This window comes from Streptomyces sp. NPDC058678, assembly GCF_042714835.1.
In the GTDB taxonomy this organism is placed as follows: domain Bacteria; phylum Actinomycetota; class Actinomycetes; order Streptomycetales; family Streptomycetaceae; genus Streptomyces.
This window is the reverse complement of sequence record NZ_JBHXSG010000033.1, coordinates 43894-65196: the sequence shown is the minus strand read 5'-3', so window position 1 is coordinate 65196 and position 21303 is coordinate 43894. Positions and strand designations below refer to the sequence as shown.

The window sequence follows — 21303 nt, the reverse complement described above, 5'->3', positions numbered from 1 at the left end:
GCGACCGGCGTGAGCACGGTGACGGCTGAGCGCCGCACCGGGAGGGCGAGCGGGCCATGAGCGTGCAGCGACCGCACATCGAACCGGGCAGGCTGTTCATCGGCGGAGAGTGGCGGGACGCGGAGTCCAAGGAGCGGCGCGACGTCATCGACCCGTCCACCGGCAAAGTCGTCACCACGGTCGCGGAGGCCGACGGGACCGATCTCGCCGTCGCGGTGGCCGCCGCCCGCCAGGCCTTCGACGCGGGGCCGTGGCCCCGGACGCCGGCCCGCGAGCGCGCCCGCGTGCTGCACCGGGTGGCCGATCTGGTGCGCGAACGGGCGGACGAGCTCGCCGCCGTGGAGAGCCTCGACGTCGGCAAGCCCGTCTCGCTCAGCCGAGCGGTCGACGTGGAGACCGTGGCCGAGACGTACGAGTACTACTCGGCGCAGGCGCAGAGCCTCGACGGGGCCACGCGGCAGCTCCCCATACCCTCCCACGCCTACACCCGCAGGGAGCCCATCGGCGTGGTGGGGGCGATCACCCCGTTCAACTTCCCGTTGATCCTGAGCACGTCGAAGTTCGCCCCCGCCCTGGCGGCCGGCAACACCATCGTCCACAAACCGGCCGACGAGACCCCCCTCAGCGCGCTGCTGATGGCGGAGATCCTCGCCGACGCCGGCGTTCCCGCGGGTGTGGTGAACGTCGTCACCGGCAGCGGCCCCGTCCTGGGTGAGGCACTGCTGCGTCATCCGGGCGTCGACAAGATCGCCTTCACCGGGTCGACGAGGGTCGGCCGCCTGGCGGCGAGCACGGCCGGCGAGCAACTCAAGCCGGTCACCATGGAGTTGGGTGGCAACGCGCCGCACATCGTCTTCGAGGACGCCGACGTCGGGAAGGCGATCGGCGCGATCATCAAGGCCTTCGTCTTCAACACCGGACAGTTCTGCATGGGCGGACCCCGGCTGCTGGTCCACCGGTCCCTGTACGACACCACGCTGGGCATCCTCGCCGATGCGGTTCCGGCGGTCCCCGTCGGCGACCCGTTCGACCCGGCCACCGTCGTCGGGCCGATGGCCGGCGAGCGGCACGTGGAGAACGTCGAGCGCTTCGTGAAAGCGGCCGTCGAGGACGGCGGCCGCGTCGTCGTCGGCGGTGAGCGCATGGAACTCGACGGCGGCTACTACTACAAGCCCACCGTCATCGCCGGCCTGGACAACGACGCCCGCACCGTCCAGGAGGAGATCTTCGGCCCGGTCCTGACCGTCCAGCCCTTCGACACCGAGGAAGAGGCGATCGCGCTGGCGAACAGCACGCCGTACGGACTCGCCGCCGGTCTGCAGACCGGCGACCTGGCGCGCGCCCATCGGGTCGCCGCGCGACTGGACGCCGGCATCGTCTGGGTCAACGACTGGGCCATGCTCGATCCCGCCGTGCCCTTCGGCGGCGTCAAGCAGTCCGGCTACGGACGCGAATCCGGGCCGGAGGCGCTGCAGGCGTACACGAGGACCAAGTCGGTCGTTATTTCCCTCGTCTGACCCCTCGACAGGGCCCGCTCCGAGCGCCCGGCCGCCGCCGGCGGGCCCTCCCGGCCGGATCGGCCGGGAGAACTCCGTCCCCGGCTCTTAAGAGCCGGAGTGAGCCGGGGGCATGGCGGCCTGGCAGTAGGCGTCGTCGCCCGGGCCGTGGACGCCACCGTTGAAGGTGACCCCGTACGGGCGGTTCGGCGCGAAACGGCGGGCGGTGGTGAAGCCGACCGCGTCCTCGTTGTGCATGCCGTTGACGACCCGGGCGCTCAGGTGCCAGCGCAGACCGTGGTCGGTGCTCAGGTCTGAAGAGGGAATAGGCGGTGAGATCGGCGTGGGACCGAGGCGGTGGACCGCCCTCGACGGCCTCAGCACCTGCCTGAGCGGCGTCACTTTGCAGGAAGGTGAGCCCGCAGCTATCGTCATATTCAACAATGCAACTAGGTGCCTAGTTGTTTAGCGATGGCCGTGTGCCACTTCCATCAGCAGCGTTGACGAGAGGCGGTCGGCCCCGTGTCGAGCAGTGGGTATCTGCGCTATGTCGCCCTGGGTGACAGTCACACCGAGGGGCTCGGGGACGGCGACGACGTCCGTGGTTTTCGGGGCTGGGCGGACCGGCTCGCCGAGCAGGTCGCCCGCCACAGCCCCGGCCTGCTCTACGCCAACCTCGCGGTGCGCGGCCGTAAAGCCGGTCAGGTGCGCGCCGAGCAGCTGGCTCCGGCTCTCGCGATGCGGCCCGACCTCGCCACCGTGGTGGCTGGGGTCAACGATGCGTTGCGCCCGGGCTGCGACCTCGACGAGGTGGCCGGGCATGTTGAGGCGATGTTCGCCGCCCTCACGGCGCAGGGCGCCACCGTCGCGACCCTCATGTTTCCCGATGTCGGGCGTATCACGCCGTTGGCCCGCCCGATCGGTCACCGTGTTCTCGCACTCAACGCGCGCATCCGGGAGGCCGCCGACCGCCACGGCGTGGTGGTGGCGGAGACGGCCGCGCACGCGGCGGCGACCGATCCGCGGTTGTGGAGTGCTGACCGGCTGCACGCCGGCCCGCTGGGACACGCGCGCATCGCGGCTGCCGTGGCCCAGGCGCTCGGTCTGCCGGGCAGCGACGACAAGTGGACCCTTCCCCTTCCGGCCGAGGGGACAGACATCTCTGTCTGGAGGACCGTGGGTGCCGAAGTGCGCTGGGCCGGCACCTTCCTCGGCCCTTGGGTCGGCCGCCGCCTGCGTGGCCGCTCCTCCGGCGACGGCCGCCAGGCCAAGCGGCCGGCGCTGCTTCCGGTGGCCGCGTCCGCTGGGGACACCTCCCCATCGGTGTGATGCTCTGGCTTGCGACGACGCCGGCGGCTCCTCGGCCGGTGGCAGCAGACCGACCTCGGGAGTGCGGATCGTCCAGTCGATCAAAAGTCCTCCCAGGGTGGAGACAGGATCGGCTGGAAGGTGGTGGACGAGAAGGAGATGACGGAGGAGCTCGGCAAGGGCAAGCTGTTCGGCGCCCTCGTCGCCCCGCGACTTCACCTCCACCGTCGCCGCACTCACCAGCCCCGAGGCGGCGCGCAACGCCGTCCGCCCGACACTCACCGTGCTGGCCAGTCGGCCTATGCGCAGGTAGGCAGGGAGCTGACCGCTCAGGCAGAGCTGGCCGTTGCCGTGCTCCTGCTGCTGACCGACCCGACCGTGGCACAGGTCGGGGACGGGCATCCGCTCGACTCCCACAGCGGCCTGGGCCTGAGTGCCTTCTCCTACTCGCTCGTCCTCGTCGTCTGCGGCATGCTCGCCGCCGATGTCATCAGCGGCCAGGTGGACCACGCCCTCGGCTACACCCACAGCGACATGGGCACGCTGCGGATCCACAGCCCGCTACTGCGGGCGACCCGGGTACAGACCCTGGCCCTCAGCAGCACGCTCATGCCGGGTATGGCTGTTCATCACGATCTTCTACATCGCCATGGCGGTACCGACGTCCGGCGCCACGGTCCCCCTCCAGGCACTCCCCGGCTTCCACCGCACCCTCGGCGAGTTCCAGCCCCTGCGTCAGATCACCGGCGTCGTCCGCTCCATCCTCTACTACGACGCCCAGGGCGACGCCGGACTGCCCCGAGGCTGGGTGATCCTGGGCTTGGGACTCGCGGTCGCGTGTCTCTTCGGCTTCGGCGTGACCCGGTTCTACGACCGCAAGGGACCGCATCGCAATCCCGCCGACAAGGAACCGCAGTCGGTCCTCGCTCGGACACAGACCGACGACCCCTGAGAGGCCGGGCTGCTCACGACCTTCCAGCTCCTCACTTTGTTGACTAACTGTGTGGGTGGGGCCGCCGCAGTCAGCCGTCGGCCCGGAGCGCGGTCGTGCGCTGTTCGAGCCTGCGCAGCGCCATGTCCCCCCACTGGAGGTTCTCCCGCTCGAACGACATCCCGCGCAGCAGGGTGAGATACGGGCCGATGCGCTCGGCCTCGGCGAGGTACGCCTCCTCAGAGCGCCCGTCGAGCAGGCGCTGCCGGAGCCGCTCGTAGCGGGCCAGCTTGGCGGTGGCCCACTCCATGCGCTCGGTGATGGCGGTCCGGACCGCTTCCATGTCGCCCGCGTCCAGGCACTGCACCTTGACAAGCAACTCGTCCCGGATCACCGCCGGTTTACCCAAGGGCTCGGCGGTGTAGGCGTGGACGGCCTTCCGCCCGGCCTCCGTCAAGGAGAACAGTCGCTTGTTGGGGCGGCGCTTCTGCTCGACGACGCGGGCCGTGACGAGCCCTTCGGCCTCCATGCGATCCAGCTCCCGGTAGAGCTGCTGAGGCGTCGACATCCAGAAGTTGGCGACCGTCGCGTCGAACGCCTTCGCGAGGTCGTACCCGGACGCCTCGCCCTCCAACAGCGCGGCCATCACCGCGTTCCGCAAAGCCATGGATGCACGCTAGCAGATTAATCAACAACGTGACTAGTAGTCACTCCTTCCCTGTAGACAAGCCATAACAGGCCCTCTAATCTCCATCACACCTATTCATATTGCTGAGTATCAGAGGTGGGCTCATGCATCCCTTCCGCAAGGCCGTCGAGAGCGGCGACCTGGACGCCGTGGCCGCTCTGCTGGCCGACGACGTCGTCTTCACCAGCCCCGTCACCTTCAAGCCGTACCCGGGCAAGGCGATCACCGCGGCGATCCTGCGCGGCGTGCTCCGGGTCTTCGAGGACTTCACCTACATCCGTGAGATCGCCAACCCCGACGGCCGCGATCACGCCTTCGTCTTCACCGCCACCGTCGCCGGCAAGCAACTCCAGGGATGCGACTTCCTGCACTTCGACGACGACGGGAAGATCGACGAGTTCACGGTGATGGTGCGCCCGCTCTCCGCCGCCCAGGCGCTCGGCGAGGCCATGGGCGCCCAGTTCGAGCAGATCGCCCGAGAGGCCGCTGAACAGTAACCACGACGACGGACTGTGACGCGGTGATCATCGGCGCGGGGCAACGCCGGACTGACCGCCGCCACCCTCCAACGCTGGGCTGCGCACCCTCCTGGCGGAGCGCCACAACGTCCCCGGCGGCTGCGCCACCTCCTTTCGACGAGGCCGCTTCGAGTTCGAGACGGCGCTGCACCAGCTGTCCGGAGTCGGCCTGGAAGTCCAGCCGTACACGCTGCGCGGGCTGTTCGAGAAGCTGGGCGTCGCTGACTCACTGTTGTTCGTCCAGGAGCACGACCCGTATCGCGCCGTGGTACCCGGCCGGCACGATGTGACCCTGCCCGCCGACTGGGCCGGCGCCGCGGACGCCCTGGAGGACGCCTTCCTCAGCAACCGCGCCCGCGTCGAGCGTTTCTTCGCGCTCGCCAGGGACGTGACGGAGCCGTCACGGCACACGACCTCGACGCCCGGATGCTCGCGCAGCCATGCTTCCAGCGTGTCGGCGGTGCGGTCGGGCAGCACGTCGATCCGCTCATAGGTCTCGGCGTCGATCACCACGGTGGCATAGCGGTGCCGCCGGCGCAGAGTGAAGTCGTCGACGCCGATCACGCGGGGCGTCCGCCCGGTGGGCAACGGGATGCGCAGCAGGGCGCGCAGGGCCGTGTGGCGAGCAGGCCCGCCGCGAGTATCGCCAGCAAACGAGATCCCGCCCGGCCCGCTAACTCCTTCACCACAGCCTTGACTTACCTGGTCAGACGGGCCGTGCGTCGCTGGTGACGCTCAAACACTCCGGGCATTTGCTCGCGGAAGGGCTGCCGGTAGCCGCGCGTGCGACACACCAAGTGCCGCACCCGCACACGGATGTCGAGGACGGCTGCCCGTCCGCCGCCTCTGCTCGACGAGATCGGGCGCTGCGCGGACGAGACCAGGCGGACGTTCACCGACGGTGTGCTGGTCGTCATGGGCGACATCGGTGCCCGCCTGGCGCCTGACGATCCGCCCTCCGCGCGCGAAGGCGCTCAGCGTCTTCGTCATGATGGTTGGGACATTCCATGGCCCGTGAGCGCCGGCGCCGAGCCGGTCGGCCACGTCCGCCTCGGCTACGCCCGAGCCTCGACCGCCCGGCAGTCCCTGGACGCACGCTGGACTCCCTCGCCGAGGCCGGCGTGACCCGGGTCTTCTCCGAGAGGATCTCCACCCGCGCCACCACGCGCCCCGAACTGGAGGCCGCCGTCAAACTCGCCGGAGAGATCCGCTCCTCCGGTGTACGCGTCACCCTCCCGAGGAGCTGAAGGCCAGCGACGTCGGTCTGGAGTTCCTCACCGGGGAGCTTAAGGGCTCCCACGATCCCTCCGGTAATCGTGTTCACCGTGCTGGCGGCCATGTCCGGGATGGAGCGCGAGTACATCCGCGACCGAACCCTGGAGGGCCACGAGAGGGCGCGGAAACGCGGCAAGACCATCGGCGGCGCCAGCGTCGCAGACGAGGCCATGCTCTTTATGGCCTCCACCTGCGCGAGCAGGAGATGAGCCTGCGCAACATCGCCAAGCGCCTCGTCATCACCACCGGCAAGAAGAGAGGCCAACGTCCGTCCCCAGCGACCGTGATGCGGATGCTGCGCGAGCACGACGAGCGCACGGCCGCGGCCTTGGCGACGCAGAGGAATCACCAAGGGCCTCAAGATCAAGTACTGGCGGCTTTGGGCTTACCTCGGCGCTACCCCTATCAGCGCCCAGCGTTCGTCGGACAAGTCGCTCTTGTAGGACTTGCGGTCGCTCACCCCGTCACTCCATCACTGCCAAGCGCGTCGACGGGCCAAGAGTCCCGATAGCCACACGATCAGGGCGACACCGAATCTGACATCAGATCACGTACCGCCCTCTAACAGGAGTACCCGCCTCGTGACCGTTGGCCAACGCATGCGCTGACAGTCGAGGGCGCCCGGAGCCACTTCAGCCGACCCCGGGCAGGTTCGACTGGCCCCTGGTCGTGGTGTCGGCGGTCATGGTGGCCCCAGGAGACGGTTGAGATCAGGGGGGGAGTCTTGGAGGTCAGCGCCGGGTCGGTGGCCTTCAGCCGGAGGAGCAACCGGTGAACGACGACGAACTGATGGCCCGCCTGGTTGTAGAGGCCCCGCAGTGTGGTGGTGGCCTCGGCGTCGCCGTAGCACGGCGGGAGCTTGCGGTCCTTGGCGTAGACGAGGTCTGGTGACCCTGGATTGCCAGCGCTGAACCGTGCCGTGGAGCTGGATTTGGAGCAGGCCCTGCGCAGTGTCGTGGAGGCCGCGGCCGTGCTGGTCGATGCGGAGTACGCGGCGTGGACGTCCAATCACAGCAGTAGCCGGGCCAGGACCGGATTGCTTTCAATGGCGTCACGGCCGGCCATGGAGACTCCCTCGGCAGTCGCGTCCGTCTGGATCGGCACGCGGATCGGATTCCGCCGGGCTGCACGCTCATAGCCCTTGACGATGTCCTTGGCGCTCTCGATCACGCGCTGATCGATCTTGGGTTTCCGGGCCACCTTGCCCCTCCTGTCACCGGTACCTCGCGACCAGCCTACGGAGGGGTGCGACAAGGGTGTGCCATGCCTTGAGTAAATGAACCGAGGATCCCGTGGGTCAAGATCACGCAACGGCGGACGGGTGGCGCCGGCACCTGAGATGCTGACCACCCGGGCAGCTTGCTCTGCCTGCTGTCGCGCGTGGATCCGCCGAGGCGCGCGAGATCTTCGGGGCGCGGAGTTCCCTCGACCGCGGCGAGCTGATGGCCCTACGACAAGCCGCCGACCTCGCCGCGGCTGTCAGTGCGCTTCGGGTCTGCGGCGTGGTCCTTTGGAGGCATCACCGCACGGATCATCACCGGAGAGGCCTGAAGTTCCCGGCGAACCACCCCTGACCTGCGGTGTACCAAAGTGCCAACTGTCTCTCTGATTCTGTACTTCCAGTCGCAGAACCTCGTTGGCATCAGTGCAGGTCACAAACGGTGCCTGGTGCCGACTGTCGATCCTGGTCATACTGCTGACATGGCCGAACCCGGTTCAGGTGACCCAGGTCTCTTCGGTCCCGACTCGGTGACCTGGCAGGTGCACAGTGATCCGATGATGTGGGTCGCGGGCGTTCGTGCGCTCTACCTCCAGGCACTGCACCCGCGCGCGGTCCGGGGCGTCATGCAGAACTCGGACTTCGGGGCGGACGCCTGGGGCCGGCTGTTCCGCACCGCCAGCTTCGTCGGCACCACGACGTACGGCACCACCGAGGCCGCCGAGAAGGCGGGCGCCCGGGTCCGGAAGATCCACGGCAAACTGGGGGCGACCGACCCCGACACCGGTGAACGCTACGGCGTCGACGAACCCGAGCTGCTGCTGTGGGTGCACTGCGCCGAGATCGACTCGTATCTGCAGGTGGCGCGCCGCTCCGGCTTCCCGCTCACCGACGCGCAGGCCGACCGCTACATAGCCGAGCACCGGGTCAGCGCCCGCCTGGTGGGCCTCGACCCGGACGCCGTACCGGCCGACCGCGCCGGGATGAACGCCTACTTCGAGAAGGTCCGGCCCGAACTCGCCGCCGGAGAAGAGGCACGCGCGGTGGACGACTTGCTCCTCCGCCCTCCGACGCACCCTCTCCTCATCCCGGCGCGCGGGGTGCTGTGGCGGCGCGTGGCGCACCTGGCGTACGCCGCCCTGCCGCCGTACGCCCACGAGCTGTACGGCAGGCCGGCCCCGGAACCCTCCACCGTCACCCGCCAGTTGCGCGCCACGGGCACCCTGCTGCGCTGCATCCCCGCACGTCTGCGCTGGCAACTCCCGCCCAAACACATTCTGCGCGCCATGGCCCGCCTGGGCCCGGGCTCCCGACCTGCGCCGTACAAACTCGGACGACAGCTCGCCATACTGGACGAGTCAGGGGAGGGTGGGGCGCGGTGACGACGGGGGCGGTCGCAGGAGATGGGGGACAGCAGGCTTATCCAGGGCCGGTACCGGTTGCTCGACGTGATCGGGCGCGGTGGCATGGGCGAGGTCTGGCGGGCGCGGGACGAGTCGCTGGGCCGGCATGTCGCCGTGAAGTGCCTCAAACCGCTGGGTGCGCAGCACGACCAGGCCTTCACCCGGGTCCTGAGAGAGCGGTTCCGGCGCGAGGCCCGGGTGGCGGCCGCGCTCCAGCACCGGGGCGTGACCGTCGTCCACGACTTCGGAGAGTACGACGGCGTCCTTTACCTCGTCATGGAGCTCCTGGAGGGCCGTAACCTCAGCCAGCTCCTGGAGGACAACAAGCAGCACCCGCTGCCCGTGGCCGACGTCGTCGAGATCGCCGACCAGGTGGCCGCCGCCCTCGCGTACACGCACCGGCAGGGCATCGTGCACCGCGACCTGAAACCCGCGAACATCGTCCGGCTCACCGACGGCACGGTGAAGATCTGCGACTTCGGCATCGCCCGGCTCGGCGCGGACATCGGCTTCACCTCACGGCTGACCGGCACCGGCATCGCGATGGGCACCCCGCACTACATGTCGCCGGAGCAGATCGGCGGCGACGAGGTGGATCAGCGCAGCGACCTGTACTCGCTGGGCTGCGTGCTCTACGAGATCGCCACCGGGGCGCCGCCGTTCGACCTCGACGACGCCTGGGCGGTCCTCATCGGACACCGTGACACGCCGCCCCGCCCGCCACGCAGCCACCGCTCCGAGTTGCCCGCCTACCTGGACCAGGTCATCCTCGACCTGCTGGCCAAGGAGCCCGGACAACGCCCGCACGACGCGAGGGAGCTGGGCCGCCGGATCGACGCGGGCCGGACCACCCCCGCCTACGTGCCGACCGTCGTCACCCCGCAGCCGGACCTCGGCCCGCCCGAGCCCGCACGCCCCCGTGAGGTGCGCCTGCCCTCGTGGACGCGCGGCATGACCACCGGTCACAAGGCCACCGGCGCCGGCCTCGGCACCACGCCCCCGGACGCCGGAGCGGGCCTCACCGGCGAGTGGATCGCGCGCTCCCTCACGGGACGGACCGAGGAACCCGTACCGGACGCGCCGCCCACCCCCTCCGCGGAAGCGGTCACCGCACTCGCCGGACGGCACAACGCCGGGCTCAGTCTGGGACGGCTGGGCCGCTGGGCCGAGGCCGGCGAGGTGCACCGCGCGGTCGCCGCCGAACGCGAACACCTCCTCGGCCCCGACCACCCCGACACCCTGGCCAGCCGCTACGAGGTCGCCTTCACCCTCAGCCGCACCGGCCGCGCCGCCGACGCCTTGCGCGAGTACAAGCACGTCACCCGGGCCAGAAGCATCGCGCTCGGCCCGGACCACCCCGACACCCTCGCCGCCCGCCAGGAAATGGCGTACGTCCTCGGCCAGTTGGGCCGCCACTTCGACGCCCACCAGGTCTACAACTCCGTCCTCACCGCCCGCGAGCGCGCCATGGGCGCCGACCACCCCGACACCCTGCGCTGCCGCCACAACCTCGCCTTCAACCTCAGCAGACTCGGCCGCCTGGAGGACTCGTACCGCATGGCCTGCGAGGTGGCGGCCGCCCGCGCCCGCGTCCTCGGCCCGCACCACCCCGACACCCTGGTCACCCGCTACGAGGTCGCCTACGCGCTCGGCCAGTTGGGCCGCTGGCCGGAAGCCCTGCAGACCTACCGCGAGGTCGCCGAGGCCCGCGCCCAGGCCCTCGGCCCCGACCACGCCGACACCCTCGCCGCCCGCTACGAGATCGGCATCAGCCTCGGCCGCCTCGGCCGCAGCGCGGAGGCCCTCCAGCTCTACCGCGACCTCATCGACGACCGCACCCGCGTCCACGGCGCCGCCCACCCCGAGACCCTCCGCGCCCGGCACGGCCTCGGTGTCAACCTCGGCCGCCTCGGCCGCTGGGAGGAGGCCCTCGCCGAGTCCCGCGACGTGTGCGCCGTCCGCGAGCGCGTCCTCGGCCCCGACCACCCGGACACCCTGGTCAGCCACCGCGAGGTCGCCGTCGGCCTCGGCTGGCTCGGCCGCTGGCCGGACGCGCTCACCGAGTACCGGCGCGTCGCCGCCGCCCGTGAACGCGTCCTCGGCCCCGACCACCCCGACACCCTCGCCAGCCGCAACGACGAGGCCCACTGCCTGGAACAGCTGGGCCGGGGCGCGGAGGCGGTCGAGTTGTACCGGAAGGTGGCGGTGCTGCGGCAGCAGCGGGCGTCGGGCGGCCACTGACCCCGACGCGGTCCATCTCTGGCCGATGTGGATCACCCCGTGTTACCAAGAACCATGCCTGCACACGAGGGACACCCGGGACACCGCACGTACGACGCCGTCATCGTCGGCGGCGGCCACAACGGCCTCGTCGCCGCCGCCTACCTGGCCCGGGCGGGACGGTCGGTGCTGGTGCTGGAACGGCTGGACCACACCGGCGGCGCCGCAGTCTCCACCCGCCCGTTCGCCGGCGTGGACGCGCGACTGTCGCGCTACTCCTACCTGGTCAGCCTGCTGCCGAAGAAGGTCGTGCGGGATCTGGGCCTGGACTTCCGCGTCCGCACCCGCACCGTCTCGTCGTACACCCCGGTGGAACGGGACGGCCGGCCGACCGGACTCCTGGTCGGCGGGGGCGAGCGGCGCACCCGGGAGGCGTTCGCGCGGCTCACCGGCGGGGAGCGGGAGTACGAGGCGTGGCAGCGCTTCTACGGCATGACCGCCCACGTGGCCCAGCGGGTCTTCCCGACCCTCACCGAGCCGCTGCCCAGCCGTGACGAACTGCGCGGCCGCATCGACGACGAGGACGCCTGGCGGACCCTCTTCGAGGAACCGATCGGGGCGGTGATCGAGGACCGCTTCAGCGACGACCTGGTGCGGGGCGTGGTCCTCACCGACGCGCTCATCGGGACCTTCGCCGACGCCCATGACCCCGCTCTCCCGCAGAACCGCTGCTTCCTCTACCACGTGATCGGCGGCGGTACGGGCGCCTGGGACGTGCCCGTGGGTGGCATGGGCGCCCTCACCGACGCCCTCGCCACGGCGGCTCGTGACGCGGGCGCCGTCCTCGCCACCGGGCACGAGGCCACGCGGATCGACACGGACGGTCGTACCGCCGAGATCACCTACCGCACGGCCGACGGGGAGGGCGTCGCCACCGCCCGGCACGTCCTCGTCAACGCCTCCCCGCAGGAGCTGGCCGTGCTCACCGGCGACGAGCCGCCGGCCCCGGCCGAGGGCGCCCAGCTCAAGGTCAACATGCTCCTCACCCGGCTGCCGAGGCTGCGCGACGACTCCGTCGACCCCCGCGAGGCGTTCTCCGGCACCTTCCACGTCGCCGAGGGCTACGAGCAGCTGGCCACCGCCCACGCCCAGGCCGACGCCGGCGAACTCCCCGCCGCCCCGCCCTCCGAGATCTACTGCCACTCCCTGACCGACCCGACGATCCTCGGCCCGGACCTCGTCGAACAGGGCTACCAGACACTGACGTTGTTCGGCCTGCACACACCCGCCCGGCTCTTCGACCGGGACAACGACGCCGTGCGCGAGGAGCTCGTGAAGTCGACGCTCGCGCAGTTGGACGCCCATCTCGCCGAGCCGCTCGCCGACTGCCTGGCGACCGACGCCGACGGGCGGCCCTGCATCGAGGCGAGGACACCGCTGGACCTGGAGCGGGACCTGCGGCTGCCCGGCGGCAACATCTTCCACCGCGAACTCACCTGGCCGTACGCCCAGGAGGGCACCGGCCGCTGGGGCGTGGAGACCCGGCACGCGAACGTGCTGCTGTGCGGGGCGGGCGCGGTGCGCGGGGGAGGGGTGAGCGGGGTGCCCGGGCACAATGCCGCCATGGCCGTGCTGGAGGAACTCGACGGCTGAGGCTCAGGCCCGCATGCCTCCGTAGACCCGCGGCACCGTGCCGGTGACGTAGGAGGCACGGCCGCTCAGGAGCCACGCCGCGGCCTGGCGACCTCGCCGGGGGCGGCGCCCGGCCCAGCGGGGTCTGCGCGCTGAGCCGGGCGACGATGCCGGGGGTGTGCGCCTCCCATGTCTCGACGTCGACCTGGCCGTACAGCTGTACGGCCAGGTCGAGGGCGGCCTCGCCGGGTCGGTCAGGTCGACGGCGGCCCGGACGCTCGCCGGGTCGGCCAGTTCGCACCGTACGTACTGCGCGGTGCCGCCGGCGACCCGGACGTCCTCGGTGACCGACTTCAGCTGGGTCTCCCTGCGGGCCGCGAGGAGGACCCGGGCCCACCCTCGTCAGTCGGCGGACGCCGTCCAGCCCTTCGCCTCGATCCGCGCCGCGTCCGCCGGACGTGCCTCGTCGAACAGGATGCCGTCGGCCGTCTCGACCCGCAGCCCGTCGACGTAGGCGCCGCGGCCGACGTACAGCCGGTCGGTCGCGTACCGCCAGCGCAGGTCCAGTTGCCGGGCCGCGGGAAGGGCCGCACCGAGCCGGTGCCAGACCCGCCCCGACCAGCCGGTGACCGTGCCGGCCGGGTGCTCCTGCGGATCGTTCCCATGGCGCGTGGTCGTGAACGGGACGGGCTGCCAGGTCGTGCCGCCGTCCGTCGTGGCCTCCAGGAAGAGCACGTCGGCCGTCGGCTCGGTGTCCCACCACAGCGCGCAGCGCAGCCGCGCGGCGCCCGAGGACGTGTCGAGTCCGGGCAGTGCGAGGGTGGCGGTGGTGGCGCTCGCCATTCCGGAGAACCAGGCGGTACGTCCGTACACGGGGCGGACCCGCACGGCGCGTGCCATGTTGTTCCCCGCGGCGACCCGGGGAGCTGAGCCGGACCGCCAACTACGCACCGGGTGTACGGAGTTGCCGAGAACGACGAGGAAGGAGTCGGTCATCGGGTCGAGCACCAGCGAGGTGCCGGTGAAGCCGGTGTGCCCCGCCGTGCGCGGTGTGGCCGTCGCGCCCATGTACCAGTGCTGGTAGAGCTCGAAACCGAGGCCGTGTTCGTCACCGGGGAAGGCGGTGTTGAAGTCGGTGAACATCAGCTCCACGGACTCCCGCCGCAGGATGCGGGTCCGGCCGTACGTGCCGCCGTTGAGCAGCGTCCGGCCCAGCACGGCCAGGTCCCACGCGGTGGAGAACACGCCCGCGTGGCCCGCGACGCCGCCGAGACCGAAGGCGTTCTCGTCGTGCACCTCGCCCCACACGAGTCCCCGTTCCAGCCCCGACCAGGGCTTGCGAGCGTCCTCCGTGGCCGCGATCCGCGGCTTCCACGAGGCGGGCGGGTTGTAGCGGGTGTGGTGCAGTCCGAGCGGGGCGGTGACCTCGTCATGGAGGAGTGTGTCCAGCGGGCGGCCCGTGACCCTCTCCAGCACCAGTTGGAGCGAGATCAGGTTCAGGTCCGAGTAGAGGTAGGTGGAGCCGGGCGCGTTGAGCGGTGCCTGCTTCCAGATGAGCTGGAGCTTCTCCTCGTAGGTCCGCGCGGCGTACAGCGGGATCCAGGCGCGGAATCCCGAAGTGTGGGTGAGGAGCTGGCGGACGGTGATGTCCTGCTTGCCCGCACCGCCGAACTCCGGGAGGTACCCGGCGACCTTCCTCTCCAGCTCCAGCGCGCCCCGCTCGATCTGCTGCACGGCGAGGATCGACGTGAAGAGCTTCGACACCGAGGCGAGGTCGAAGACGGTGTCCTTGGCCATGGGGATCTGCCGGTCGGCCGGGAACTCGACGCCGGTGTCGGTCTTCTCGTCGTACGCCTGGTAGCGCACCGCCATCCCGATGGGCTGATGCAGGGCAACGGTGGAGCCGCGCCCGGCGAGCAGCACGGCGCCCGCGTACCAGGGGTGCTTGGGGGAGGGGGCGAGGAACGCCTCGACGTCCGCGACGAGTTGCCGCAGGTGGGCGGGGAGCAGACCGGCGTGCTCGGGGGATCCGTGGCGCAGGGTCGGGTGCGCGGTCTGCGGGGCGGCGGACGCCGGGCCCGCGGGGAAGGGGGCGATGGCGAGGGCGCCGCCCAGCGCCAGGGTGCGTCTGCCCAGTTGACGACGGGTCAGCCCCGGCCGCCCGTGTCCGGCCGTCGCTCTGCCCGCCGCGTCTTCCGTCATGGATGGACCTCCCGCTGCCTGAAAGTATCTTTCCGGGATCGCTTGCGCTGTGAAACTTTCGTGTCAGGGGTGCGATGTGTCAACGGGGCGCGCTGCCATCCGTGCGGACGTCCAGGCGGCCGTCCGTGGACGTCCATGCGGCCATCCGTGGACGTCCATGCGGCCATCCGTGGACGTCCAGAAATCTGATGGAGCATCAGAAAAGCTCTTCCGTCGTCCGGTGGACTGCGGCATCCTGCGCCCATGCAGACGGAGCTGAGCAAGACACTGGGAGTCGAGCACGCCGTCTTCGGCTTCACGCCGTTCCCCGCCGTCGCCGCGGCCATCAGCCGGGCCGGCGGTTTCGGAGTGCTCGGCGCGGTCCGCTACACGGCCCCCGACGACCTCAAACGCGACCTCGACTGGATCGAGGCGAACGTCGACGGCAGGCCGTACGGGCTGGACGTCGTCATGCCCGCCAAGAAGGTGGAAGGCGTCACCGAGGCGGACGTGGAGGCGATGATCCCCGAGGGGCATCGCCAGTACGTGAAGGACACCCTCGCCAAGTACGGCGTGCCCGATCTGGCCGAAGGGGAGGCCTCGGGCTGGCGCATCACCGGCTGGATGGAACAGGTCGCCCGCAACCAGCTGGACGTCGCCTTCGACTATCCGATCAGGTTGCTGGCCAACGCGCTCGGTTCTCCACCAGCCGACGTCATCGAGCGCGCCCACGCCCAGGGCGTTCCCGTCGCCGCGCTCGCGGGCAGCGCCCGGCATGCCCGCAAGCACGCGGAGGCGGGCATCGACATCGTCGTCGCGCAAGGCTACGAGGCGGGCGGCCACACCGGTGAGATCGCCTCGATGGTGCTCACGCCCGAAGTCGTCGACGCCGTCGGCCCGTTGCCCGTGCTCGCGGCCGGCGGCATCGGCAGCGGCCGGCAGGTGGCCGCCGCGTTCGCCCTCGGCGCCCAGGGTGTGTGGCTCGGCTCCCTGTGGCTGACCGCCACCGAGGCCGACATGCACTCGCGCGCCCTGACCCAGAAGCTCCTCGCGGCCGGGTCCGGCGACACGGTCCGCTCCCGCGCGCTGACCGGGAAACCCGCACGGCAGCTGCGTACCGAATGGACCGACGCCTGGGACGACCCGAACGGGCCCGGCACGCTCCCCATGCCCCTGCAGGGACTGCTGGTCGCCGACGCGGTCTCGCGGATCCAGAAGTACGAGGTGGAGCCGCTGCTCGGGACGCCCGTCGGGCAGATCGTCGGCCGGATGAACAGCGAACGCAGCGTCCAGGAGGTCTTCGACGACCTCACCCGCGGCTTCGAGGAGGCCGTCGACCGCGTCAACCGGATCGCCGGAAGGAGCCAGGAGTGACGACTCAGTCCCCCAACGGATTCTGGGCCCAGGCCGCCGCCGACCCCCAGCGCCCCGCCCTCATCACGCCCGACGGAGAGGAGTGGACCGCCGGACGGCTGCACGCCGAGACCAACCGGATGGTGCACGGACTGCGCGCCGCCGGGCTCGAACGGGGTGACGCCTTCGCCGTCGTCCTGCCCAACGGCGTCGAGTTCTTCACCGCGTACCTCGCCGCCAGCCAGGCCGGTTTCTACCTCGTGCCCGTCAACCACCACCTCGTAGGACCCGAGATCGCCTGGATCGTCGCCGACTCCGGCGCCAAGGTGCTCCTCGCCCACGAGCGGTTCGCCGGGCCCGCCCGCCACGCCGCCGACGAGGCCGGCCTCCCGGCCACCCACCGGTACGCCGTCGGCACGGTCGAGGGCTTCCGGCCGTACGCCGAACTCCTCGAAGGACAGCCGGAGTCGGAGCCCGCCGACCGCACCCTCGGCTGGGTCATGAACTACACCTCGGGCACCACCGGCCGCCCCCGCGGCATCCGGCGCCCCCTGCCCGGCAAGCTCCCCGAGGAGGCCTACCTGGGCGGCTTCCTCGGCATCTTCGGCATCCGGCCCTTCGACGGCAACGTGCATCTCGTCTGCTCACCGCTGTACCACACGGCCGTGCTCCAGTTCGCCGGCGCGTCCCTGCACATCGGCCACCGCCTCGTCCTGATGGACAAGTGGACGCCCGAGGAGATGCTTCGCCTCATCGACACCCACAAGTGCACGCACACCCACATGGTCCCCACCCAGTTCCACCGGCTGCTGGCCCTGCCGGACGAGACGAAGCAGTCGTACGACGTCTCGTCGATGCGGCACGCCATCCACGGCGCCGCCCCCTGCCCCGACCACGTCAAACGGGCCATGATCGACTGGTGGGGCCACTGCGTGGAGGAGTACTACGCGGCCAGCGAGGGTGGCGGCGCCTTCGCGACCGCCGAGGACTGGCTGAAGAAACCCGGCACCGTCGGCAAGGCCTGGCCCATCAGCGAGCTCGCGGTCTTCGACGACGACGGCAACCGGCTGCCGCCCGGCGAACTCGGCACCGTCTACCTGAAGATGAACACCGGAGGCTTCTCGTACCACAAGGACGAGGCCAAGACCCGGAAGAACCGCATCGGCGACTTCTTCACCGTCGGCGACCTCGGCGTCCTCGACGAGGACGGCTACCTCTTCCTCCGCGACCGCAAGATCGACATGATCATCTCGGGTGGCGTCAACATCTACCCGGCCGAGATCGAGTCCGCCCTGCTCGCCCACCCCGCCGTCGCCGACGCCGCCGCCTTCGGCATCCCGCACGACGACTGGGGCGAGGAGGTCAAGGCCGTCGTCGAACCGGCCCCCGGCCACGAGCCGGGCCCCGCCCTCGCCGCCGCGCTCCTCGACCACTGCGCCGAGCAACTCGCCGGGTACAAGCGGCCCAAGAGCGTCGACTTCATCGCTCGGATGCCGCGCGACCCCAACGGCAAGCTGTACAAGCGGCGGTTGCGGGATCCGTACTGGGAGGGCCGTACGCGACCGGTCTGACCGGCTTCACCTGCACGGGCCGGCTCCACGGACCCGACACGATCTGCGGCGGCGACCGGCCGTCCCGTCACTCCGGGTGGCGCGACAGGGACGCGGCGGAGTTGACTGGGGGCACCCGCACTGGCGGCGACCACCGCGGCGAACGACTGGGAAGGACATGGGAATTGGAAACCCCGGAGCCGGCGACCGAGCAGTTCGAGACCTACCGCCCCCTGCTGCTCGGCCTCGCCTACCGGCTGCTCGGCAGCATGGGGGACGCCGAGGACGTCGTCCACCACGCCCACCTGCGGTGGACCGGCACCGACCGCGCCCAGGTCCGTGATCCCCGGGCCTTCCTCATCACCGTCCTCGCGCGGCTCGCCGTCGACCGCCTCAGGTCCGCCAAGGTGACCCGCGAGTCCTACACCGGGCCCTGGCTGCCCGAGCCGGTGGCCACCCAAGCGCTCGGCCCGCTGGACACGACCGCGCTCCGGAACACCGTCGCCTATGCCACCGTCCACTTGATGGAGCGTCTGTCACCCCAGGACCGCGCGGCTTTTGTGCTGCACGCGGCCTTCGAACTCCCGTACGGCGAAATCGCCCGTATCCTCGACGCGACCGAGACGAACTGCCGGCAGATGTACCTGCGCGCCGGCCGTCGGCTCGCCGCCGGACGCGACCGGTTCACGCTCTCCGACGACGACCACGCCAAGCTGCTGGCGCGGTTCCTGGAGGCCGCGCAGAGCAGGGACCACGCCCGGCTGACCGCGCTGCTGACCGAGGACGCCGTCGCCTGGAACGACGGCGGCGGCAAGGTCAGGGCGGCCCCGTGGCCCATCGAGGGCCGCGAGCAGGTCATCGCCTTCTCCGCGGACCTGGTCGCCCGCTACCCCCTCGGCACCCCGCGCCGCGTGGACGTCAACGGCCGGCCCACCCTGGCGATCACGGTCGACGGCATCGACCAGGTCGTCACGATCGACGTGCGGGACGGCCGTATCGACGGCATCTACGTGGTGCTCAACCCGGACAAGCTCGGCCACATCATGACCTGACCGGGAGTGTGGTCCCGCCCCATGGGGGACGGGACCACATGATCAGCGCTCGCGAACGAGGACGATCCTCAGCGCCGGCGAGGACAGGATGTCCTTCTCGCAGAACCGGGACGTCACCCACTTCTCGCCGGAGAACAACCGGGTCTGGTCGCTGTAGTGGGGCGAGTTCACATTCGAGGACTGGGAGTAGGTCAGCAGCGTGCGGGCGACCGGACAGCGGCCGCCGTCCCAGCCCACGGCCTGGATGTAGCTGGAGCCGGTCGTCACCTCCGGGTAGCCGCCGCCCGCCGGGTTCCACACCGGCTCGATCTTGTTCCACACACCCAGCGACTCGGTGCCGCCCGGAACGGGGATGCGCCGGTCGTTCCGGACGACGAACTGATGCCGCCCGAGCGGGGAGTCGAGCGTGATGCCCGCTGCCCGCAGCTCGGTGACCGCGTCCGCGAGGGCGGTGGCGAAGCCCGGCGCGGCCGTGTCGAGCGTGTGGGGCGTGCGGACCGGGTCCGTCGCCGAGAACGGCACCTTCCACAGCCGCGCGGCCGGCACGGCGGCCGTCAGTCTCCGCCAGAACCGGTCGAAGAGCAGCGCACCCCGACTGCCGGTGTCCGTGGACCGGTCCCACGCGGCGAGCACTCCGCACGCCTCACGTACGTCAACGGCCTTGCCGTCGCCGCCCGTCGCGGTGCCGCCCGGCAGCGCGGCGCACGCCTTCGCCGCGTCGGCCGCGGCCAGATCACCCGCGGGCACCCGGTTGGCGAACTGCTGCGCCTGCAGATCCCGTACGGTCAGGCGGCCCTTGTCGGCCAGCGCCGCCACGTCCTCGACCGCGCCCCGCGTCCGCATCGAACGCGGCGTGCCGACCGTGCCGAACACTCGCTCGTAGCCCGTCAGCGGCCGGTCGGCGTTGGCCAGCCAGGCGCTGTCGTTGGAGTTCTCCGCGTACGGGGCGTCCTTGAGGACCGGCATCTTCGCCGGGCCGAAGATCCCCGGCTGTACGGCGTCCCCGTCGCTGCCGGGCGCGCAGTCCCCGCGCGAGCCGTCGAGGATCGCGAGCCCGGACGCGGGGTAGGTGACCTTGCCGAGGGCGGTGGAGCAGCGCTGGGCCAGTTCGTCGGTGATCCGCGGGAGCACCTGCGACTGCGTGAACAGCGTGTGCCCGCCGGAGTCGGCGGCGACCGTGTTCACCCAGGGCAGCCCTTGCGTGCGCTCGAGGGAACCGAGGACCTCGCCCGTACTGCGGGCCCGGCTGAAGCCGAGGGCGGTGTCGGAGGCGCGCAGGTTGGCGGCGTTGGGGTCGTTGAGCGCGTACGCCGTCGTGGTCGTCCACGGCAACGGCAGCGCGGCGCCGAGCGAGGTGACGACCGGGCCGTACCGCGTCCACCACTGGGTCCGCGTCACCGCGATGCCGTCCTTGACCGCCACGGTGACCGTGCGCTTCGTCATCCGCTCCGGCGTGCCGTCCACGAGGTACCTCGTCGGGTCGGCCGGATCGAGAGCCAGCTGGTGGAGGTTGAGGGGCACCCCCGTGGCGACGGTGTGGCTCCACGCCACACGGGCGTTGTGCCCTATGGACACGGTTGCCGAGCCGAGCAGCGAGCCGCCGGAGACGTTGAGCTCGCCGGGGATGGTCTGCTGTACCTGCCAGAAGCGCCGACCGCCCTGCCAGGGGTAGTGCGGGTTGCCGAGCAGCAGCCCGCGGCCGTTCGCCGTCGTGGTGCCGCCGAAGGCGACCGCGTTGGAGCCCATGTCGGCGGTGTCGGCAAGGAGTTCGCGGGCGGCCCGGGCGGTGTCGTGAGCGTCCGGGGTGCCGGATGCCGTCGTCGTGGCGGCCGCCGGCGGCTGCGCCGCCGCGATGCCGTCCACGCCCCGGCCCTGACCGCCGAGGACGGACAGCGCGAAACCGCGCGCGGCCACGTCGAGGGCCGTCACCGGCCGCACCCAGGCGGCCCCCTTGCACGCCGGGTCGGTGATCCGGTTCTGCTTCAGCCAGGCGTTGTAGCCCGCAGCGAAGCCCCGCATCAGGTCCTTCGCCGGCCGGCTCGGTCCGCGCGGCGCGGGTTCGGCGAGCAGCTTCTCCACCGTGCCCGCCGCCCGCACCCCGCGGAAGTACAGGTCGCTGGAGAGGTTCTTCGTGGCCGAGGAGAGCGAGAAGTCGGGTGCCGCGTCGGGCCCGAAGAAACGGGAGCGTTCGCCGCGTACGGTCACGAAGCCGTCGGCGAGCGTGCACACCTGGTCGGCGGCCTGCGCCCACCCGGTGCCGAACCCGAGGTTCGCGTAGTCCTTCGCAAGGATGTGTGGAATGCCGTACTCGGTGTAGCGGACGACGGCGGACAGCGCGCCGTGGGACGGGTGTTCGGGTCGTTCCCGGCTCTGTGCGACGGCCTGGGGCAGTGCGGTGGCGGCGGTGAGCAGGGCGACGGCCGCGACAGCGGTTCGTCTGAGGCGGGTGCGCATCGTGCCTCCCAACGTCGTTGAGG

18 protein-coding genes and 1 pseudogene are annotated in these 21303 nt (G+C 71.2%); 13 read left to right on the top strand and 6 right to left on the bottom strand.

Going from position 1 to position 21303, the window contains the following annotated elements; translation table 11 throughout:
* The first annotated feature begins 56 nt into the window (after positions 1–56).
* Positions 57–1517, top strand: coding sequence for an aldehyde dehydrogenase family protein (locus ACFWWR_RS27410; protein WP_384305833.1), 1461 nt, complete (start codon positions 57–59; stop codon positions 1515–1517).
* Positions 1518–1604: 87 nt separating this feature from the next.
* On the opposite strand, the gene ACFWWR_RS27405 is transcribed toward ACFWWR_RS27410, so the two are convergent.
* A complete protein-coding gene (locus ACFWWR_RS27405) occupies positions 1605–1898 on the bottom strand; it encodes a hypothetical protein (protein ID WP_384305830.1) in 294 nt (97 codons plus the stop codon).
* A 120-nt stretch (positions 1899–2018) separates the two neighbouring features.
* On the opposite strand from ACFWWR_RS27405, the gene ACFWWR_RS27400 reads away from it, so the two are divergent.
* Together ACFWWR_RS27400 and ACFWWR_RS27395 are read left to right on the top strand one after the other, a co-directional pair.
* Entirely contained in the window at positions 2019–2825 is an 807-nt protein-coding gene (locus ACFWWR_RS27400; RefSeq protein ID WP_384305828.1) for an SGNH/GDSL hydrolase family protein, read from the top strand.
* A 628-nt stretch (positions 2826–3453) separates the two neighbouring features.
* Positions 3454–3756 carry a hypothetical protein gene (locus tag ACFWWR_RS27395; RefSeq protein WP_384305825.1) on the top strand — a complete coding sequence of 101 codons (303 nt, stop codon included), beginning with the start codon at positions 3454–3456 and terminating at the stop codon, positions 3754–3756.
* Between the two features lie 70 nt (positions 3757–3826).
* Here the strand turns inward: ACFWWR_RS27395 and ACFWWR_RS27390 are convergent, their stop codons facing one another.
* Positions 3827–4402, bottom strand: a complete 576-nt coding sequence (locus ACFWWR_RS27390) for a PadR family transcriptional regulator (RefSeq protein ID WP_384305822.1) — start codon at positions 4400–4402, stop codon at positions 3827–3829.
* Between the two features lie 125 nt (positions 4403–4527).
* On the opposite strand from ACFWWR_RS27390, the gene ACFWWR_RS27385 reads away from it, so the two are divergent.
* Positions 4528–4920, top strand: a complete 393-nt coding sequence (locus tag ACFWWR_RS27385) for a nuclear transport factor 2 family protein (RefSeq protein WP_286259155.1) — start codon at positions 4528–4530, stop codon at positions 4918–4920.
* 408 nt (positions 4921–5328) lie between these two features.
* Here ACFWWR_RS27385 and ACFWWR_RS27380 read toward each other — a convergent pair.
* Positions 5329–5759: pseudogene (locus tag ACFWWR_RS27380) on the bottom strand (transposase); the annotation flags it as partial.
* Here ACFWWR_RS27380 and ACFWWR_RS27375 point away from each other — a divergent pair.
* The 3 genes from ACFWWR_RS27375 to ACFWWR_RS27365 all read left to right on the top strand — a co-directional run bounded on the left by ACFWWR_RS27375 (position 5758) and on the right by ACFWWR_RS27365 (position 6425).
* The gene (locus tag ACFWWR_RS27375) at positions 5758–6066 is read left to right on the top strand and encodes a hypothetical protein (RefSeq protein ID WP_383863658.1); all 309 of its coding nucleotides are present in this window, start codon (positions 5758–5760) and stop codon (positions 6064–6066) included. The pseudogene ACFWWR_RS27380 and the gene ACFWWR_RS27375 sit on opposite strands and share 2 nt — an antisense overlap.
* Positions 6063–6188, top strand: a complete 126-nt coding sequence (locus ACFWWR_RS27370; protein ID WP_383863254.1) for a hypothetical protein — start codon at positions 6063–6065, stop codon at positions 6186–6188. Before ACFWWR_RS27375 ends, ACFWWR_RS27370 begins: the two co-directional genes overlap by 4 nt.
* Before the next feature lie 69 nt (positions 6189–6257).
* Positions 6258–6425, top strand: a complete 168-nt coding sequence (locus tag ACFWWR_RS27365) for a recombinase family protein (protein ID WP_383863251.1) — start codon at positions 6258–6260, stop codon at positions 6423–6425.
* Positions 6426–7224: 799 nt separating this feature from the next.
* Here the strand turns inward: ACFWWR_RS27365 and ACFWWR_RS27360 are convergent.
* Positions 7225–7416, bottom strand: coding sequence for a hypothetical protein (locus tag ACFWWR_RS27360; RefSeq protein ID WP_383863653.1), 192 nt, complete (start codon positions 7414–7416; stop codon positions 7225–7227).
* Between the two features lie 501 nt (positions 7417–7917).
* Here ACFWWR_RS27360 and ACFWWR_RS27355 point away from each other — a divergent pair.
* The 3 genes from ACFWWR_RS27355 to ACFWWR_RS27345 are packed head-to-tail and all read left to right on the top strand — an operon-like array spanning position 7918 to position 12711.
* Positions 7918–8817: an oxygenase MpaB family protein gene (locus tag ACFWWR_RS27355; RefSeq protein WP_384305819.1), complete on the top strand. Its 900-nt coding sequence runs from the start codon at positions 7918–7920 to the stop codon at positions 8815–8817.
* A 21-nt stretch (positions 8818–8838) separates the two neighbouring features.
* Positions 8839–11079 carry a tetratricopeptide repeat protein gene (locus ACFWWR_RS27350; protein WP_383863245.1) on the top strand — a complete coding sequence of 747 codons (2241 nt, stop codon included), beginning with the start codon at positions 8839–8841 and terminating at the stop codon, positions 11077–11079.
* A gap of 54 nt (positions 11080–11133) precedes the next feature.
* Entirely contained in the window at positions 11134–12711 is a 1578-nt protein-coding gene (locus ACFWWR_RS27345; RefSeq protein WP_383863242.1) for a phytoene desaturase family protein, read from the top strand.
* 381 nt (positions 12712–13092) lie between these two features.
* On the opposite strand, the gene ACFWWR_RS27340 is transcribed toward ACFWWR_RS27345, so the two are convergent.
* On the bottom strand, positions 13093–14892 hold the full coding sequence (locus ACFWWR_RS27340; RefSeq protein WP_384305816.1) for a serine hydrolase: 1800 nt from the start codon (positions 14890–14892) through the stop codon (positions 13093–13095).
* Between the two features lie 243 nt (positions 14893–15135).
* Between ACFWWR_RS27340 and ACFWWR_RS27335 the strand changes: the two genes are divergently transcribed.
* From ACFWWR_RS27335 to sigJ, 3 genes are all read left to right on the top strand, one after another.
* Positions 15136–16245 carry an NAD(P)H-dependent flavin oxidoreductase gene (locus ACFWWR_RS27335; protein WP_383873864.1) on the top strand — a complete coding sequence of 370 codons (1110 nt, stop codon included), beginning with the start codon at positions 15136–15138 and terminating at the stop codon, positions 16243–16245.
* The gene (locus tag ACFWWR_RS27330; RefSeq protein ID WP_383873866.1) at positions 16242–17795 is read left to right on the top strand and encodes an acyl-CoA synthetase; all 1554 of its coding nucleotides are present in this window, start codon (positions 16242–16244) and stop codon (positions 17793–17795) included. Before ACFWWR_RS27335 ends, ACFWWR_RS27330 begins: the two co-directional genes overlap by 4 nt.
* Before the next feature lie 164 nt (positions 17796–17959).
* Positions 17960–18826 (top strand): RNA polymerase sigma factor SigJ, encoded by an 867-nt coding sequence (sigJ, locus tag ACFWWR_RS27325; protein WP_384305813.1) that lies wholly within the window; start codon positions 17960–17962, stop codon positions 18824–18826.
* 42 nt (positions 18827–18868) lie between these two features.
* Here the strand turns inward: sigJ and ACFWWR_RS27320 are convergent, their stop codons facing one another.
* Positions 18869–21280: a penicillin acylase family protein gene (locus ACFWWR_RS27320; protein WP_384305810.1), complete on the bottom strand. Its 2412-nt coding sequence runs from the start codon at positions 21278–21280 to the stop codon at positions 18869–18871.
* Between the last annotated feature and the right edge of the window lie 23 nt (positions 21281–21303).